Annotated in this window: 16 protein-coding genes and 1 pseudogene; 15 read left to right on the top strand and 2 right to left on the bottom strand. The window is 61.7% G+C overall.

The annotated features are described in order from the left end of the window. Positions 1-15 precede the first annotated feature (15 nt). From pdhA to PYH37_RS18520, 12 genes and pseudogenes are all read left to right on the top strand, one after another. The gene (gene pdhA / locus PYH37_RS18465; RefSeq protein WP_280732902.1) at positions 16-1,062 is read left to right on the top strand and encodes a pyruvate dehydrogenase (acetyl-transferring) E1 component subunit alpha; all 1,047 of its coding nucleotides are present in this window, start codon (positions 16-18) and stop codon (positions 1,060-1,062) included. Between the two features lie 17 nt (positions 1,063-1,079). Further along, positions 1,080-2,456, top strand: a complete 1,377-nt coding sequence (locus tag PYH37_RS18470; RefSeq protein ID WP_280732903.1) for a pyruvate dehydrogenase complex E1 component subunit beta — start codon at positions 1,080-1,082, stop codon at positions 2,454-2,456. 15 nt (positions 2,457-2,471) lie between these two features. Then, the gene (locus tag PYH37_RS18475; protein ID WP_280732904.1) at positions 2,472-3,830 is read left to right on the top strand and encodes a pyruvate dehydrogenase complex dihydrolipoamide acetyltransferase; all 1,359 of its coding nucleotides are present in this window, start codon (positions 2,472-2,474) and stop codon (positions 3,828-3,830) included. Between the two features lie 15 nt (positions 3,831-3,845). After that, complete coding sequence (locus PYH37_RS18480) at positions 3,846-4,337, top strand: hypothetical protein (protein ID WP_280732905.1); 492 nt, start codon at positions 3,846-3,848, stop codon at positions 4,335-4,337. Then, the gene (locus PYH37_RS18485; protein WP_280732906.1) at positions 4,338-4,979 is read left to right on the top strand and encodes an SGNH/GDSL hydrolase family protein; all 642 of its coding nucleotides are present in this window, start codon (positions 4,338-4,340) and stop codon (positions 4,977-4,979) included. A gap of 2 nt (positions 4,980-4,981) precedes the next feature. Further along, positions 4,982-5,563, top strand: coding sequence for a GNAT family N-acetyltransferase (locus tag PYH37_RS18490; RefSeq protein WP_280732907.1), 582 nt, complete (start codon positions 4,982-4,984; stop codon positions 5,561-5,563). Between the two features lie 18 nt (positions 5,564-5,581). Beyond that, entirely contained in the window at positions 5,582-7,027 is a 1,446-nt protein-coding gene (lpdA, locus tag PYH37_RS18495; RefSeq protein ID WP_280732908.1) for a dihydrolipoyl dehydrogenase, read from the top strand. 78 nt (positions 7,028-7,105) lie between these two features. Beyond that, a complete protein-coding gene (locus PYH37_RS18500) occupies positions 7,106-7,357 on the top strand; it encodes a GlsB/YeaQ/YmgE family stress response membrane protein (protein WP_280732909.1) in 252 nt (83 codons plus the stop codon). Between the two features lie 135 nt (positions 7,358-7,492). After that, positions 7,493-8,464 (top strand): lipoyl synthase, encoded by a 972-nt coding sequence (gene lipA, locus PYH37_RS18505; protein ID WP_280732910.1) that lies wholly within the window; start codon positions 7,493-7,495, stop codon positions 8,462-8,464. A 58-nt stretch (positions 8,465-8,522) separates the two neighbouring features. Further along, a pseudogene (locus PYH37_RS18510) lies at positions 8,523-8,873 on the top strand (P-loop NTPase family protein); the annotation flags it as partial. A gap of 247 nt (positions 8,874-9,120) precedes the next feature. Then, positions 9,121-10,320 carry an NAD-dependent formate dehydrogenase gene (locus PYH37_RS18515; protein ID WP_280732911.1) on the top strand — a complete coding sequence of 400 codons (1,200 nt, stop codon included), beginning with the start codon at positions 9,121-9,123 and terminating at the stop codon, positions 10,318-10,320. A 232-nt stretch (positions 10,321-10,552) separates the two neighbouring features. Next, positions 10,553-11,002: a type II toxin-antitoxin system RatA family toxin gene (locus PYH37_RS18520; protein ID WP_280732912.1), complete on the top strand. Its 450-nt coding sequence runs from the start codon at positions 10,553-10,555 to the stop codon at positions 11,000-11,002. Here PYH37_RS18520 and PYH37_RS18525 read toward each other — a convergent pair. Together PYH37_RS18525 and PYH37_RS18530 are read right to left on the bottom strand one after the other, a co-directional pair. Further along, positions 10,990-11,487 carry a CinA family protein gene (locus PYH37_RS18525; RefSeq protein ID WP_280732913.1) on the bottom strand — a complete coding sequence of 166 codons (498 nt, stop codon included), beginning with the start codon at positions 11,485-11,487 and terminating at the stop codon, positions 10,990-10,992. The genes PYH37_RS18520 and PYH37_RS18525 overlap by 13 nt on opposite strands. After that, the gene (locus PYH37_RS18530) at positions 11,487-12,701 is read right to left on the bottom strand and encodes a bifunctional 2-C-methyl-D-erythritol 4-phosphate cytidylyltransferase/2-C-methyl-D-erythritol 2,4-cyclodiphosphate synthase (protein WP_280732914.1); all 1,215 of its coding nucleotides are present in this window, start codon (positions 12,699-12,701) and stop codon (positions 11,487-11,489) included. The genes PYH37_RS18525 and PYH37_RS18530 overlap by 1 nt, the downstream gene beginning before the upstream one ends. A 149-nt stretch (positions 12,702-12,850) precedes the next feature. On the opposite strand from PYH37_RS18530, the gene dusB reads away from it, so the two are divergent. From dusB to ntrC, 3 genes are read left to right on the top strand one after another with little or no spacing between them, the layout of a single operon-like run. Beyond that, the gene (gene dusB, locus PYH37_RS18535; RefSeq protein ID WP_280732915.1) at positions 12,851-13,879 is read left to right on the top strand and encodes a tRNA dihydrouridine synthase DusB; all 1,029 of its coding nucleotides are present in this window, start codon (positions 12,851-12,853) and stop codon (positions 13,877-13,879) included. Further along, the gene (locus tag PYH37_RS18540) at positions 13,876-15,033 is read left to right on the top strand and encodes a two-component system sensor histidine kinase NtrB (protein ID WP_280732916.1); all 1,158 of its coding nucleotides are present in this window, start codon (positions 13,876-13,878) and stop codon (positions 15,031-15,033) included. The genes dusB and PYH37_RS18540 overlap by 4 nt, the downstream gene beginning before the upstream one ends. Continuing rightward, positions 15,030-16,484 carry a nitrogen regulation protein NR(I) gene (gene ntrC / locus PYH37_RS18545; protein ID WP_280732917.1) on the top strand — a complete coding sequence of 485 codons (1,455 nt, stop codon included), beginning with the start codon at positions 15,030-15,032 and terminating at the stop codon, positions 16,482-16,484. The genes PYH37_RS18540 and ntrC overlap by 4 nt, the downstream gene beginning before the upstream one ends. Position 16,485: the final 1 nt, after the last annotated feature.

Genomic DNA, 16,485 nt, shown 5'->3' on the forward strand with positions numbered 1-16,485 from the left:
CATTGGGAGGAATGAATGGCTCCGCGAAAAACCGCGTCCGTCTCCAGCCGCAAGGCCGCTGCCAAGCCCGCGAAGAAAGACTTCACCGGCGGCACGATCGCCGAATTCTCCAAGGAAGATGATCTCAAAGCATACCGCGAGATGCTCCAGATCCGGCGCTTCGAGGAAAAGGCCGGCCAGCTCTACGGGATGGGCTTCATCGGCGGCTTCTGTCACCTCTACATCGGCCAGGAAGCTGTCGTCATCGGCATGCAGATGGCGCTGAAGGAAGGCGACCAGGTCATCACCGGTTACCGCGACCACGGCCATATGCTCGCTTGCGGCATGAGTGCCCGTGGCGTGATGGCCGAACTTACCGGTCGCCGTGGCGGCCTTTCCAAGGGGAAGGGCGGCTCGATGCACATGTTCTCCAAGGAAAAGCATTTCTACGGCGGTCACGGCATCGTCGGCGCGCAGGTGTCGCTCGGCACCGGGCTGGCGTTCGCCAACCGTTACCGGGGCAACGATAATGTCAGCCTCACCTATTTTGGCGATGGCGCGGCCAACCAGGGCCAGGTCTATGAGAGCTTCAACATGGCCGCTCTCTGGAAGCTTCCTGTGGTCTACATCGTCGAGAACAACCGCTACGCAATGGGAACCTCGGTGTCGCGCGCGTCAGCGCAGACCGATTTCTCGCAGCGCGGCGCTTCCTTCGGCATTCCGGGCTATCAGGTGGACGGCATGGACGTCCGCGCCGTCAAGGCGGCGGGCGACGAGGCTGTCGAGCATTGCCGTTCCGGCAAGGGGCCGATGATCCTCGAGATGCTGACCTACCGCTATCGCGGCCACTCTATGTCCGACCCGGCGAAATACCGATCGAAGGACGAAGTGCAGAAAATGCGCTCGGAGCATGACCCGATCGAGCAGGTCAAGGCCCGCCTTGTCGAAAAGGGTTGGGCGAGCGAGGACGAACTGAAGCAGATCGACAAGGATGTTCGCGACGTCGTTGCGGACAGCGCCGATTTCGCCCAGTCTGATCCGGAGCCGGATGTATCCGAGCTCTACACTGACATCCTGCTTTGATCCGGGGAGGGACAAATATGCCAGTAGAAATTCTCATGCCCGCCCTTTCCCCGACCATGGAGGAAGGCACGCTCTCGAAATGGCTGAAGAACGAAGGGGACAAGGTGACCTCCGGCGACGTTATCGCCGAGATCGAGACCGACAAGGCCACGATGGAAGTCGAAGCTGTCGATGAAGGGACGATCGGCAAGCTCTTGATCGCCGCCGGCACCGAAGGGGTGAAGGTCAATACGCCGATCGCCGTATTGCTGCAGGACGGCGAGGCCGCCGGTGATATCGCCAAGGTGGAAGCGCCGAAAGCGGAAGCTCCGAAGCCGGCTGCAAACGAGGCACCCGCCGCGGCGCCGGCTCCCGTCGCCGCTCAGCCAAAGGCCGAGGTGCCTGCCGACCCGGCGATTCCCGCCGGTACCGAAATGGCCACGATGACCGTTCGTGAGGCGCTTCGCGACGCGATGGCGGAAGAAATGCGCGCCAATGACGACGTCTTCGTCATGGGTGAAGAGGTGGCGGAATACCAGGGCGCCTATAAGATTACCCAGGGCTTGCTGCAGGAATTCGGCCCGCGCCGCGTGGTCGATACGCCGATCACCGAACATGGTTTTGCCGGCGTTGGCGTCGGCGCGGCAATGACCGGTCTGCGTCCGGTCGTCGAGTTCATGACCTTCAACTTCGCCATGCAGGCGATCGACCAGATCATCAACTCGGCCGCCAAGACGCTCTACATGTCCGGCGGCCAGATGGGCGCGCCGATCGTCTTTCGCGGTCCGAGCGGTGCTGCGGCCCGTGTCGCCGCGCAGCACTCGCAATGCTATGCCGCCTGGTACAGCCACATTCCCGGTCTCAAGGTCGTCATGCCCTATACGGCGGCAGACGCGAAGGGCCTCCTCAAGGCAGCGATCCGCGATCCTAACCCGGTGATCTTCCTCGAAAACGAAATCCTCTACGGCCATTCCTTCGAAGTGCCGAAGCTTAATGACTTCGTGCTGCCGATCGGTAAGGCCCGCATCCACCGCTTCGGCAAGGACGCGACCATCGTTTCCTTTGGCATTGGCATGACCTATGCGGTCAAGGCGGCGGCCGAACTCGAGGCGCAGGGCATCGACGTCGAAATTATCGACCTGCGCACCATCCGCCCGATGGATCTTCCGACGGTCATCGAATCCGTCAAGAAGACAGGGCGGCTTGTAACTGTCGAGGAAGGCTACCCGCAGTCCTCCGTCGGCACCGAAATCGCCACCCGCGTGATGCAGCAGGCATTCGATTATCTCGACGCGCCGATCCTGACGATCGCCGGCAAGGATGTGCCGATGCCCTATGCCGCCAATCTTGAAAAGCTAGCGCTGCCGAGCGTTGCCGAGGTCGTCAATGCGGTGAAGGCCGTTTGCTACAAATAAGGGGAGGGCGTTTCGATGCCAATCAACATCACAATGCCCGCCCTCTCTCCGACGATGGAAGAAGGCAACTTGGCCAAGTGGCTGGTCAAGGAAGGCGACAAGGTAAAGTCCGGCGATGTCATCGCCGAGATCGAAACCGACAAGGCGACGATGGAAGTGGAAGCGGTCGATGAAGGCACCGTCGCCAAGATCGTGGTTCCGGCGGGCACCGAGGGCGTCAAGGTCAATGCGCTGATCGCTGTATTGGCAGCGGATGGGGAGGATGTCGCGACCGCCGCCAAGGGCGGCAAGGGCGGCAATGGCGCAGCAGCGCCGGAACCGGCCGCGAAGGCGCAGGAAGCAGCTCCGGCAGCGCCCGCCAGCGCCCCGGCACCGGCTGCAGCCCCCGCTGCGCAGCCTGCCGCTCCGGCTGCCCCTGCACCGGCCGCAGGCGATGGCAAGCGCGTCTTTTCCTCGCCACTTGCGCGTCGTCTCGCCAAGGAGGCAGGCATCGATCTTTCGGCGATCGCCGGCTCCGGTCCGTATGGTCGGGTCGTCAAGAAAGACGTCGCGTCGGCTGTGGCGGGCGCTGTCGTCAAGCCGGCTGCAGCACCTGCTGCCGCGGCAGCTCCAGCCGCAGCGCCGCTCGCCAAGGGCATGACGGAAGAGGCCGTCCTCAAGCTCTTCGAACCGGGCTCTTACGAGCTCGTGCCGCACGACGGCATGCGCAAGACGATTGCCAAGCGCCTCGTCGAATCCAAGCAGACGATCCCGCATTTCTACGTTTCGCTCGACTGCGAGCTTGATGCGCTGCTGGCGCTCCGCGCCCAGCTCAACACCGCTGCACCTGAAAAGGACGGCAAGCCGGTCTACAAGCTCTCGGTCAACGATATGGTGATCAAGGCGCTTGCGCTGGCGCTGCGCGACGTTCCGGACGCGAATGTGTCCTGGACCGATAGCAACATGGTCAAGCACAAGCACGCCGATGTCGGCGTTGCCGTCGCCATTCCGGGCGGCCTGATTACGCCGATCATCCGGCAGGCGGAATTGAAGAGCCTGTCGGCCATCTCCAACGAGATGAAGGATCTCGGCAAGCGCGCGAAAGAGCGCAAGCTGAAGCCGGAAGAATACCAGGGCGGTACCACGGCTGTCTCCAACATGGGCATGATGGGCGTCAAGAACTTCGCCGCGGTCGTCAACCCACCACATGCGACGATCCTTGCGGTCGGCGCCGGCGAGGAGCGTGTCGTCGTTAAGAACAAGGAGATGGTCATCGCCAATATGATGACCGTCACGCTCTCGACCGACCATCGCTGCGTCGATGGCGCGCTCGGCGCCGAGCTGCTCGCCGCCTTCAGGCGCTACGTCGAAAACCCGATGGGCATGCTTGTCTGACCTTTGGGGGCGTGAATGGGTGAGGTGCGCAAATCGGCATCGCTGATTTCCCGTCTTTTGCGGGCTTTCGGAGTGTCGGCACGCGCATCTCTCTTGTCTGCGTTTGCAGGCATCTTGGCGTTCGGGGCGTTTGCCTCGCTGTTGACGTGGTTCTTTGAGGTCGACGAACTGCCGTTCGACGGACCGGATTTCGCGTTGGTGGGCCTTAACGTCCTCCCGGTGGCAGTGATCGCGGGTCTGGTATCGTTCGGCGCGCAGATGCGACCGGCAGCGACGCTGAAGCAATGCATGCTGGTCTTGCTGGCGCTTATGCTCGCTGCCGTGATGGCATGTGCTGGGGCGGCGATCTATTCGAACGATGGCATCGGCGTCGGATTGATTGATCTCCTCTGCCTCTTGGGTGCTGTGATCCCCTGCGGGCTTGCAGTGATCGCCCACTGGGCCCTCGTCAACTGGGCGTTAAGGCGAACCGGTTCAATTTTCCTCATCATTCCAGGCGGAACGTGAATGAAAACGGTTCTCTGCTATGGCGACAGTCTGACCTGGGGATACGATGCCTCGGACGGTGGTCGCCACGCGCTTTCCGATCGTTGGCCGAGCGTGTTGCAGAAGGCGCTGGGCGCGGACGTTCACGTCATCGCCGAGGGATTGAACGGCCGCACCACCGCCTACGACGACCATCTGGCGGACTGTGACCGCAACGGCGCGCGCGTCCTGCCGACCGTCCTTCACAGCCACGCGCCGCTCGACCTCATCATCTTCGTGCTCGGTTCGAACGACATGAAGCCGGTGATCCACGGTACGGCCTTCGGCGCCGTGAAGGGTATCGAGCGCCTCGTCAATCTGGTCCGCCGGCACGACTGGCCGGTCGAAACCGAGGACGGACCGGACATTCTCATCGTTTCGCCGCCGCCGCTCTGCGAAACCGCCAACGGCGCCTTCGCCGCCATGTTTGCCGGCGGTGTGGAGCAATCGTCGATGCTGGCGCCGCTCTATCGCGATCTCGCCGACGAGCTCGGCTGCGGCTTTTACGACTCCGGTTCCGTGGCCCGAACAACGCCGCTTGATGGCGTTCATCTCGATGCCGAGAACACGCGGGCGATCGGCCGCGGCTTGGAGCCGGTCGTGCGGATGATGCTCGGGCTCTGACGATGGCGGCTGGCGCGATCCTCAGACCGGCGGCGAGAAGCGACGCGGCGGAGTTAGCGATCCTGATCGACATCGCCTCGCGTGGCTTTGCGGCCTGGCTCTGGTACGGAGGCGTCTTGAGCGGTGCGGCGGAAACCGCCTTCGAGCACGGCCGCAACAGACTGCGGCAGGAGACCGGCTTGGGCACGTGGCGCGATGCGGTAGTCGCGGTCGTCGACGACGAAATCGTCGGCGCATCAGTGTCCTATGGGATCGACGCATCGATACACGACATCGAGCCGAAGCATGCGGTACTCGTCCCCTTGCTTGGCCTACAGACAAAGGCGGTTGGTCATTGGTTCATTGATAGCCTTGGCGTCTACCGGCACCACCGCGGCAAGGGGATCGGCCGGGCATTGCTTCAACACGAAATTACCCGCGCCGGATCGGCGCCGGTAAGCCTGATCACCGAAAGCCACAATGAAAAGGCGCAGGCACTCTACAGGCTCAACGGCTTCGAGGAGGTGGCGCGTGTAGAAGCCGTGCCGCTCTTCGAAGACAGCAGGAAACACGATTGGGTGCTGTTCACCCGCAACGTCGCTTGAGACAAAGGCAGGAGACACATGGCTGAGAATTACGACGTCATCGTTATCGGTTCGGGCCCGGGTGGCTACGTCACCGCTATCCGCTCGGCGCAACTGGGCTTGAAGACGGCGATCGTCGAGCGCGAGCATCTCGGCGGCATTTGCCTCAACTGGGGCTGCATCCCGACCAAGGCGCTGCTGCGCTCCGCCGAAATCCTCGACCATGCCAATCATGCCAAGAACTATGGTTTGACGCTTGAAGGCAAGATGACAGCCAACGTCAAGGAGGTCGTTGCCCGCTCGCGCGCCGTTTCGGCGCGGCTGAACGGCGGCGTCGGCTTCCTCATGAAGAAGAACAAGGTCGATGTGATCTGGGGTGAGGCGAAGCTGACCAAACCCGGCGAAATCGTTGTCGGGGCACCGTCGAAGCCGGCGGTCCAGCCGCAGAATTCGGTTCCGAAGGGCGTGAAGGGCGAAGGCACCTATTCGGCCAAGCACATCATCATCGCGACCGGCGCCCGCCCGCGCGCGCTGCCCGGCATTGAGCCCGACGGCAAGCTGATCTGGACCTATTTCGAGGCGATGAAGCCTGAGGACATGCCGAAGTCCATGCTCGTCATGGGATCCGGCGCGATCGGCATCGAGTTTGCAAGCTTCTACCGATCGATGGGCGTCGACGTCACGGTCGTCGAACTCCTGCCACAGGTCATGCCGGTCGAAGACGCGGAGATTTCGGCCTTCGCCCGCAAGCGGCTGGAAAAACGCGGCCTGAAGATCTTCACCGACGCCAAGGTGACGAAGGTCGAGAAGGGCGCGAACGACGTCACCGCCCATGTCGAGACGAAGGACGGCAAGGTGACGCAGATAAAGGCGGATCGTCTGATCTCCGCCGTCGGCGTGCAGGGCAATATCGAAGACCTCGGTCTCGAAGCACTCGGCGTCAAGACAGACCGTGGCTGCATCGTCACGGACGGTTACGGCAACACCAATGTCGCCGGCATCTACGCGATCGGCGACGTCGCCGGCCCGCCGATGCTGGCGCACAAGGCTGAGCATGAGGGTGTGATCTGTGTCGAGAAGATCGCCGGCGTTCCTGGCGTCCACGCGCTCGACAAGGGCAAGATTCCAGGCTGCACCTATTGCGACCCGCAGGTCGCTTCCGTGGGGCTTACCGAGGCGAAGGCGAAGGAGCTCGGCCGTGATATCCGGGTCGGCCGTTACAACTTTGGCGCCAACGGCAAGGCGATTGCTCTTGGCGAGGACCAAGGTCTGGTCAAGACGATCTTCGACAAGAAGACGGGCGAGCTGCTCGGCGCGCACATGGTCGGCGCCGAGGTCACCGAACTCATCCAGGGCTTCGTCGTTGCCATGAATCTCGAAACGACGGAGGAAGAGCTGATGCATACGGTATTCCCGCATCCGACCCTCTCGGAAATGATGAAGGAAAGCGTGCTCGACGCCTATGGTCGGGTGCTGAACGCCTGATGAGAAATGGCCGCCCGGAACTTTTGATCAGATCGCGCATTGAGATCGCTGCAGCTTTTTCAACGCGGAGAGGTCATCATGAGCGTGAACGGCGTGGGCATTTTGGCGGCAATCATCATCGGCGGCTTGGCCGGCTGGCTGGCGGAGAAATTCATGAGCAGCGAAATGGGGCTGCTCATGAACATCGTTCTCGGCATCATCGGAGCCGTCGTGCTGAACTTCATTCTGGCCGCCTTCGGCATGGCCTATGCCGGCTGGCTCGCCTATCTGATCATCGGCTTCATCGGCGCGTGCCTCTTGATTGCGGCAGGCCGCGCCGTCAGACGATAGAGCCGCATTCGCCATTCACTTGTGGTCGGGCTGCCATGCAAATGGTGGCCTGACTTTTCACGTCCGGCCATTTATATAGATCGATAAAGGGCGCACGGTCTTAAGCCGCAGGGCTCGCGCGATGAAGGAAAACACATGGTAACGGTTTTCGATGCCGTCTCGGATCGGGCACAGCGTGTTCGTCACCCCGAAAAGGCGCACAAGCCCGATACGGAAGTCTTGCGCAAACCGGACTGGATTCGGGTGAAAGCGCCGACCTCCAAGGGCTATATGGAAACCCGCTCGATCGTGAAGAGCAACAAGCTCGTCACCGTCTGCGAAGAGGCCGGCTGCCCGAATATCGGCGAATGCTGGGACAAGAAACACGCCACTTTCATGATCATGGGCGAGATCTGCACGCGCGCCTGCGCCTTCTGCAATGTCTCGACCGGCAGGCCGAACGCGCTCGATCCGGACGAGCCGGCCAATGTCGCCAACGCCGTCAAACAGATGGGCTTGAGCCACGTCGTGATCACCTCGGTTGACCGCGATGATCTGGAGGACGGCGGCGCCGAGCATTTCGAGCAGGTCATCTTCGCGATCCGGGAAGCTTCGCCGACCACCACGATCGAAATTCTGACGCCCGACTTCCTGAGAAAGCCCGGTGCGCTCGAGCGCGTGGTCGCCGCCAAGCCCGACGTCTTCAACCACAATCTCGAAACCGTCCCGTCGAACTATCTGACGGTCCGTCCCGGTGCCCGTTACTTCCATTCGATCCGATTGCTCCAGCGGGTGAAGGAACTCGACCCGACCATGTTCACCAAGTCCGGCATCATGGTCGGCCTCGGCGAGGAGCGGAACGAAGTGCTGCAACTGATGGACGACCTGCGCACGGCGGATGTCGATTTCCTGACGATCGGCCAATATCTGCAGCCGACCCGCAAGCACCACAAGGTCGAGAAGTTCGTGACGCCCGAGGAGTTCAAGTCCTACGAGACGGTCGCCTATACCAAGGGCTTCCTGATGGTTGCCTCGAGCCCGCTGACGCGCTCGTCGCATCATGCCGGTGACGATTTTGCGAAGCTGAGAGCGGCGCGCGAGAAGAAGCTGGCGGCCGCTGCGGAATAGTCCGCCTCCATCGCTGTAAGCCGCGGCGCTGCGACGTCGCGGCTTTTTTGAGGCGCGAATGGCGAGCGAGCTGACCAACATGGCGCAGGCGGCGTCGATTCTTTCGAAGGCGAGGCGCGTTTTGGTGATCGGCTGCTCGGGCGGTGGCAAGACGACACTGGCGCGTTGGCTCTCAGCACGATTTGATCTGCCATTCGTCTCGATGGACCAAGAGTTTTTCTGGCTGCCCGGCTGGGTTTCGAGACCGCGTACGGAGCAAAGGGCATTGATTGCGGCCAAGATCGATGAGCCGCGATGGGTCATGGACGGGACCAATCCGTCGAGTTTCGATTTAAGATTGCCGCGCACGGACGTGGTCATATGGGTCCGGATGCCGCGCCTTCTCTGCCTGTGGGGCGTTGCGGGCCGTAAGCCCAGATCGCAGCCTGCCAGCGGTCTATCTGTTCGCAGGCGACCTTACGGAGCACTTGAAACTGCGTCCGGCTCCTCCACCTTCTTCAGAGTGGTACCAATTCTACGAACGTGGGAGCGCCACGAGCGACCTTGCTGGCCATGGACAATTCAACAGAGCACATTGCCCTGCTGTTCGTGCGCATTGACCGGCAGCTTTGAAGGAGCCGTGGCCATCCTCTTCGTTTTCAGGAAGGGAGATGGAAATGGCAAAGGTCGTTTGCGTCCTCTATGACGATCCGGTCGATGGATATCCGACCACCTATGCGCGGGATGGCCTGCCGAAGCTCGAGCACTACCCCGGCGGTCAGACACTTCCCACCCCGAAGGGCATCGACTTTCAGCCGGGCGTCCTGCTGGGCAGCGTCTCCGGCGAGCTCGGCCTGAGGAAATTTCTCGAAAGCCAAGGGCATAGCCTGGTGGTGACCTCGGACAAGGACGGTCCTGACAGCGTCTTCGAACGGGAGCTAGTCGATGCCGACATCGTGATCTCGCAACCCTTCTGGCCGGCCTACCTGACCGCCGAGAGGATCGCCAAGGCAAGCAAGCTGAAACTCGCGATCACTGCCGGCATCGGCTCGGACCACGTGGATCTGCAGGCCGCGATGGACCGCGGCGTCACCGTCGCCGAGGTGACCTACTGCAACTCGATCAGCGTGTCCGAGCACGTGGTCATGATGATCCTCAGCCTCGCGCGGAACTATATCCCCTCTTACCAGTGGGTCGTGAAAGGCGGCTGGAATATCGCTGACTGCGTCGCGCGCTCCTACGATGTCGAGGGTATGGCGATCGGCACGGTGGGCGCCGGGCGGATTGGCAGCGCGGTGCTCCGCCGGTTGAAGCCGTTCGACGCCAAGCTGCACTACACCGATCGCCACCGGCTTCCCGACGCGGTCGAGAAGGAACTCGGCGTTACGTTCCATAAGACGGCGGCGGAGATGGTGCCGGTCTGCGATGTCGTCACCATCAACGCCCCGCTCCACCCCGAGACGGAAAACCTCTTCGACGAGGCGATGATCGCCAAGATGAAACGCGGCGCATATCTGGTGAATACCGCGCGCGGCAAGATCTGCAACCGCGATGCCGTTGCACGGGCGCTCGAGAGCGGCCAGCTAGCCGGCTATGCCGGTGATGTGTGGTTCCCGCAGCCGGCCCCGAAGGACCATCCGTGGCGCTCAATGCCCCATCACGGCATGACGCCTCATATTTCGGGTTCGTCGCTGTCCGCACAGGCGCGTTACGCCGCCGGCACGCGAGAGATTCTTGAATGCTGGTTCGAAGGCAAGCCGATCCGCGAGGAATATCTGATCGTCGCCGGCGGCAAGCTCGCCGGCGCCGGCGCGCACTCCTACAGCGCGGGAGATGCGACGCGCGGGTCCGAGGAAGCGGCACGTTTCAAGACCTAACGGGTGAGGGCCATTCCGAAGGCTGTGCGGACCGTCGCACAGCCGGGTGGCAAGTGGTTGGTGTTTTTCGGACGGCGGCGGCGCATTTCGCCCGATTTGCCGACGTTGCAGCCGGCCTTTCCTATACAACGGCTAAACTGCTCGATCTGCTCTTTCTGGAGGGCAGATAAGAAGCCGGGCACAAATGCGGGTGCTCCTTGATCTTCTGGCGGCGCGGCCTTAACTGCAAACCATGCCGCATTTTGAAACCAACCACGTCGTCAAGCATTCGGCCGACCAGATGTTCGACTTGGTCGCCGACGTCGAGCGCTATCCGGAATTCCTGCCGCTCTGCGAGGCGCTGAGCGTGCGCTCGCGCAAGGAGCGCGATGGCAAGGTCTTGCTGCAGGCGGACATGACGGTCGGCTACAAGGCGATTCGTGAGACGTTCACGACCCAGGTTCTGCTCAAAAGGGCCGAGCAGATGATCGACGTCAATTATATCGAAGGGCCGTTCAAGTATCTCGACAATACATGGCGCTTTGAGCCGGTGGACGAGAGCCAGTCGATCGTCCATTTCTACATCGACTACGAGTTCAAGAGTCGCATTCTGGGCGCGCTGATGGGTTCCATGTTCGATCGCGCCTTCCGCATGTTTTCGGAAGCGTTCGAGAAACGTGCCGACGCGATCTACGGTATCTGAGCGAGCTCTTCGAGAAGATCGAGCGCTGTCCGCACCGTTGCCCGCCGTACAGCGTCGCGGCCGATGTCGCCATAACGCATCTCGCGGTGCAGGACCGTACCCTTGCGGCCGGTCGCGGCAAGATGGACAAGTCCGACCGGCTTCTCCACCGAGCCGCCGCCAGGGCCGGCAATGCCCGTCACGGCGACGGCGAAATCCGCCTCGGAATGGGAGACGGCGCCGCGGGCCATCTCGATCGCGATTTCCCGTGAGACGGCCCCGTGAGCGGCGAGCGTCGCGAGGCTGACCCCGAGCATCTGTATTTTCGCGTCGTTGGAATAGGTGACGAAGCCGCGATCGACGACCGAGGATGAACCCGCAATCTCGGTCAGCGCGCCGGCAATCAGCCCGCCGGTGCAGGACTCCGCCGTGGCGAGCTTGAGCCCGCGGGCAGTAAAATCAGCGATGATAGCCCGCGCCTTCTGTTCGATGTCGACCGGCCACATCAGACCTTGTTCCGTGGTGCATAGACAACTGTCGCCGTGGCAATGGCGGCGATACCTTCGTTTCGTCCGATAAAGCCAAGCTTTTCATTGGTAGTCGCTTTGATCGAGCAGCGATCAAGCGAGATTCCAAGCATCTCCGCCAGATTCTCGCGCATCCTTTGCCGGTGCGGACCGACCTTCGGCGCCTCGGCGATCAGCGAGATGTCCGCATTGGTGATGGTGCCGCCGCGCTCGCGCACGATTCGCGCCGCATGTTCCACGAAAATGCGCGAAGGCGCGCCCTTCCATTGCGGATCGGATGGGGGAAAGTGGTCACCGATATCGCCTGCACCGCAGGTGGCAAGAAGCGCGTCGGTCAATGCATGAAGTGCGACGTCTGCGTCGGAATGACCGGACAATTTGCGGTCATGCGGGATGAACAGACCGCAAAGCATGACGCCGTCGCCTTCGACGAGTTGGTGCACGTCATAGCCGTTACCGGTACGCACATCGGGCATTGTCTGCCGGCTCAGCCTTTCGTCGGCCATCGAGATATCCCTCTGAAGCGTCAGCTTTAGATTATCCGCCAAACCCTCCACCACCACCACCGGGATGCCGGCCCATTCGGCGATGGATGCATCGTCGGTAAAGTCAGCACGGCCACTCGTGGCCGCGGCGCGATGAGCGGAAAGGACCGCTTCTAGGCGGAAACATTGCGGCGTCTGGGCGGCATAGAGATCGTTCCGGGATACTGTTTCCTGGACGAGACCATCCGCCTTGGCCCGCTTCAGCGTGTCGGCGACCGCGACTGCTGGAAGCACCGCCTGTGCTCCGCCCTCAAGCGCCGCGCCGCAACGGTCGAGCAGGCTGTGATCGACGAACGGGCGCACCGCATCATGGATCATGACGTATTTGGTGCCGGTGGCGGCAATCGCTTCCAGACCCGCGAGCACGGAGAGCTGCCGTGTTGCTCCGCCATGAACCACGGTCGCGTCAATCTGGTGCAACATCTGCTTCCGTGCCGCTACGAGCAACTCCTCGTCGTCCTGATGGATGACGATCACGACCGGTCCGAGAGCGGCCCATGTCGCGAAAATGTCAAGCGTATGCGCGATAACCGGCCGGCCGCCGATGGTGCGGTACTGCTTCGGTCCTTCCGCCGATTGGCCGGCGCGCTCGCCGCGCCCGGCTGCGACGATGACGACACCACAGGAGAACTGTTCTTTAGGTTGCATCTTCTATATGTGGTCCCGCATTTCGCCAATCTTCGCCGTGATGTACCGCTTAGATCCCGCCATTGCCAGTCATGTGGGGAATTTTGTCCGGTGCGTCGAAATCGCTTGGCAATCCGAATAACAATGTCTAAAAATAGTGCAAGAAGAGTATGTGCCCGAAAGATATGCATTTGCCACTGTCGGCCCTGTCATCGTCGCTCCGGATCGGGAATGTTGAAATTCGCAACCGGGCAGCGCTCGCGCCGATGTCCGGAGTGACGGATCTCCCCTTCCGCATGCTTGCCTGGCGCTTCGGTGCCGGATTTGTCGTGACCGAGATGGTGGCGAGCCGCGAACTGGTCTGCAATGCCGCCGAGTCCTGGGCACGGTTGCGCAATTCCGGCATTAAGCCGCACATCGTTCAACTTGCGGGGCGTGAGGCGCAATGGATGGCCGAGGCGGCGAGGATCGTCGAGGCCAACGGCGCGGACATCATCGACATCAACATGGGCTGCCCCGCCAAGAAGGTCACCGGCGGCTACTCCGGTTCCGCACTGATGCGTGATCCGGATCATGCGCTGTCCCTGATCGAGGCGACGGTCAAGACAGTCAGCGTGCCCGTCACTCTGAAGATGCGGCTCGGCTGGGACGAGAATTCAATCAACGCGCCGTTGATCGCCCGCAGGGCCGAGGCGGCCGGCGTACAAGCGATCACGATACATGGCCGCACCCGCATGCAATTCTACAACGGCAAGGCCAACTGGGATGCGATTCGGGCGGTCCGCGACGTTATTTCCATTCCGCTGATCGCCAATGGCGACGTGGATACGGTTTGCGATGCCGTCGAAATTCTGCGCCGCTCTGGTGCAGATGCGGTCATGGTAGGGCGGTCGTCACAGGGTCGGCCATGGCATGCGGGCGTCCTCGCCGGTGTTGCCGCTGATCCAGATGCCATGGGCGTTGCTCGGATCTTCGCCGAGCACTACGCCATGATGCTTGAATTCTATGGAACGGAGATCGGTCTTCGACACGCCCGCAAGCATGTCGGCTGGTATCTCGATCGCTTCGCGCCGGACCTTCCGGCAACGGAAAAGGCCGCAATTTTGACGTCCACGGACGCGGCGCTGGTTAGCGATCAGGTGGCGGCGGCGATCGCGCGTTCCCGGATAGAGACGCTCAGCGAGGAGATTGCGGCATGACCGAAAAGGCAATGGTTCCCGAACCGCCATTAGACGCGAACGGTCTCTCTCTGGCTGTTCTGAATGCCATCCAGAACCCGGTCATCCTGGTGGATGAAAGCGGCCTTGTCGCCTTCGCCAACTGGGAAGCGGAGTCCTTTTTCGGAGCCAGCGCCAATCATCTCGCCCGGCACGATATCAGCGCTTTCATTCCGTTCGGGAGTCCGCTTCTGACTCTCATCGACCAGGTGCGCGAGAGGCGGGCGCCGGTCAACGAATACCGGGTCGACTTGAGCTCGCCGCGTCTTGGCGCCGACAAGCTCGTCGATCTCTATGTTGCCCCGGTTCTCTCGGCGCCGGGATCCGTGGTGATCGTATTCCAGGAACGCTCGATGGCCGACAAGATCGATCGGCAATTGACGCATCGGGCGGCTGCCCGTTCGGTCACAGGCCTCGCATCGATGCTGGCCCACGAAATCAAGAACCCGCTTTCCGGCATTCGCGGCGCCGCGCAGCTCCTCGAGACTTCGGTCAATGACGAGGATCGCGCCTTGACGCGGCTGATCTGCGACGAGACCGATCGCATCGTCTCGCTCGTAGACCGCATGGAGGTCTTCTCCGACGAGCGACCCGTCGACCGCGTGCCGCTCAATATTCATTCGGTGCTCGATCATGTGAAGGCGATCGCCAAGGCGGGTTTTGCCCGCCGGATAAGGATTTCCGAGAACTACGACCCGTCGCTGCCGGCCGTTTACGCCAATCGTGATCAACTCGTTCAGGTCTTCCTCAACCTGATCAAGAATGCCGCCGAGGCCATCGGCGATCGGGCAGACGGCGAGATCATGCTGACGACGGCTTATCGTCCGGGCATTCGCCTTTCGGTTGCCGGAACGCGCGAAAAGATCTCGCTGCCATTGGAATTCTGTGTGCACGACAACGGACCGGGCGTTCCGTCCGATCTGCTGCCACATCTTTTTGACCCCTTCATCACCACGAAGACGAATGGGTCAGGTCTCGGGCTGGCGCTCGTGGCCAAAATCATTGGCGGCCACGGCGGCATAGTCGAATGCGACAGCCAGCATAGCCGCACGACCTTCCGCGTTCTGATGCCGGCATCCAAGGGACTGGTGGCGGACGATGACGAAATTCCGATGACAAAAGGAAACAATGCATGACGGGCGCTACGATTCTCGTCGCGGATGACGACGCAGCCATTCGCACCGTGCTCAACCAGGCCCTGAGCCGTGCCGGATATGATGTGCGCATCACCTCCAATGCGGCGACGCTCTGGCGCTGGATCTCCGCCGGTGATGGCGATCTCGTCGTCACCGACGTCGTGATGCCGGACGAGAATGCTTTCGATCTGCTGCCACGGATCAAGAAGGCGCGGCCGGATCTGCCGGTTCTTGTGATGAGTGCGCAGAATACCTTCATGACTGCGATCAAGGCTTCGGAGAAGGGGGCCTATGATTATCTGCCGAAGCCGTTCGATCTGACCGAGCTGATCGGCATTATTGGCCGGGCATTGGCCGAACCGAAACGCCGCCCCTCGAAGCTGGACGATGATTCGCAGGATGGCATGCCACTGGTTGGCCGCTCGGCCGCCATGCAGGAAATCTACCGGGTGCTGGCGCGATTGATGCAGACCGATCTGACCTTGATGATCACGGGTGAATCGGGCACCGGCAAGGAACTGGTCGCACGCGCGCTACACGACTACGGCAAGCGCAGGAATGGCCCCTTCGTCGCCATCAACATGGCGGCGATCCCGCGCGATCTCATCGAATCGGAATTGTTCGGCCATGAAAAGGGAGCCTTCACCGGCGCGCAGACCCGCTCAACCGGGCGCTTCGAGCAGGCCGAAGGCGGAACGCTCTTCCTCGATGAAATCGGCGACATGCCGATGGATGCCCAGACGAGGCTTTTGCGGGTGCTGCAGCAGGGCGAATATACCACCGTCGGCGGGCGGACACCGATCCGCTCGGACGTGCGCATCGTCGCAGCGACGAACAAGGACCTAAAACAGTCTATAAATCAGGGGCTTTTCCGCGAAGACCTCTATTATCGCTTGAACGTGGTGCCGCTGCGTCTGCCGCCGCTCAGGGATCGGGCGGAGGACATCCCGGATCTCGTTCGCCATTTCGTCCAGCAGGCTGAAAAAGAGGGCCTGGACGTCAAGCGTTTCGACCAGGAGGCGCTGGAACTGATGAAGGCGCATCCGTGGCCGGGCAACGTGCGCGAGCTCGAGAATCTCGTCCGGCGCCTGACTGCGCTCTATCCCCAGGATGTGATCACCCGCGAGATCATCGAGAATGAACTGCGTTCGGAGATTCCGGATAGTCCGATCGAGAAGGCGGCTGCGCGCAACGGCTCTATGTCGATATCGCAGGCGGTTGAGGAGAATATGCGGCAGTATTTCGCGAGCTTCGGCGAAACTCTGCCGCCCTCCGGGCTCTATGACCGCGTGCTCGCCGAAATGGAATATCCGTTGATTCTCGCGGCACTGACCGCGACGAGAGGCAATCAGATCAAGGCTGCCGATCTTCTCGGGCTTAATCGAAACACGCTCAGAAAGAAAATCCGCGAACTTGGAGTGTCGGTCTATCGCAGCTCACGCAGCGCTTGAC

This window comes from Sinorhizobium numidicum (assembly GCF_029892045.1).
Taxonomy (GTDB): Bacteria; Pseudomonadota; Alphaproteobacteria; order Rhizobiales; family Rhizobiaceae; genus Sinorhizobium; species Sinorhizobium numidicum.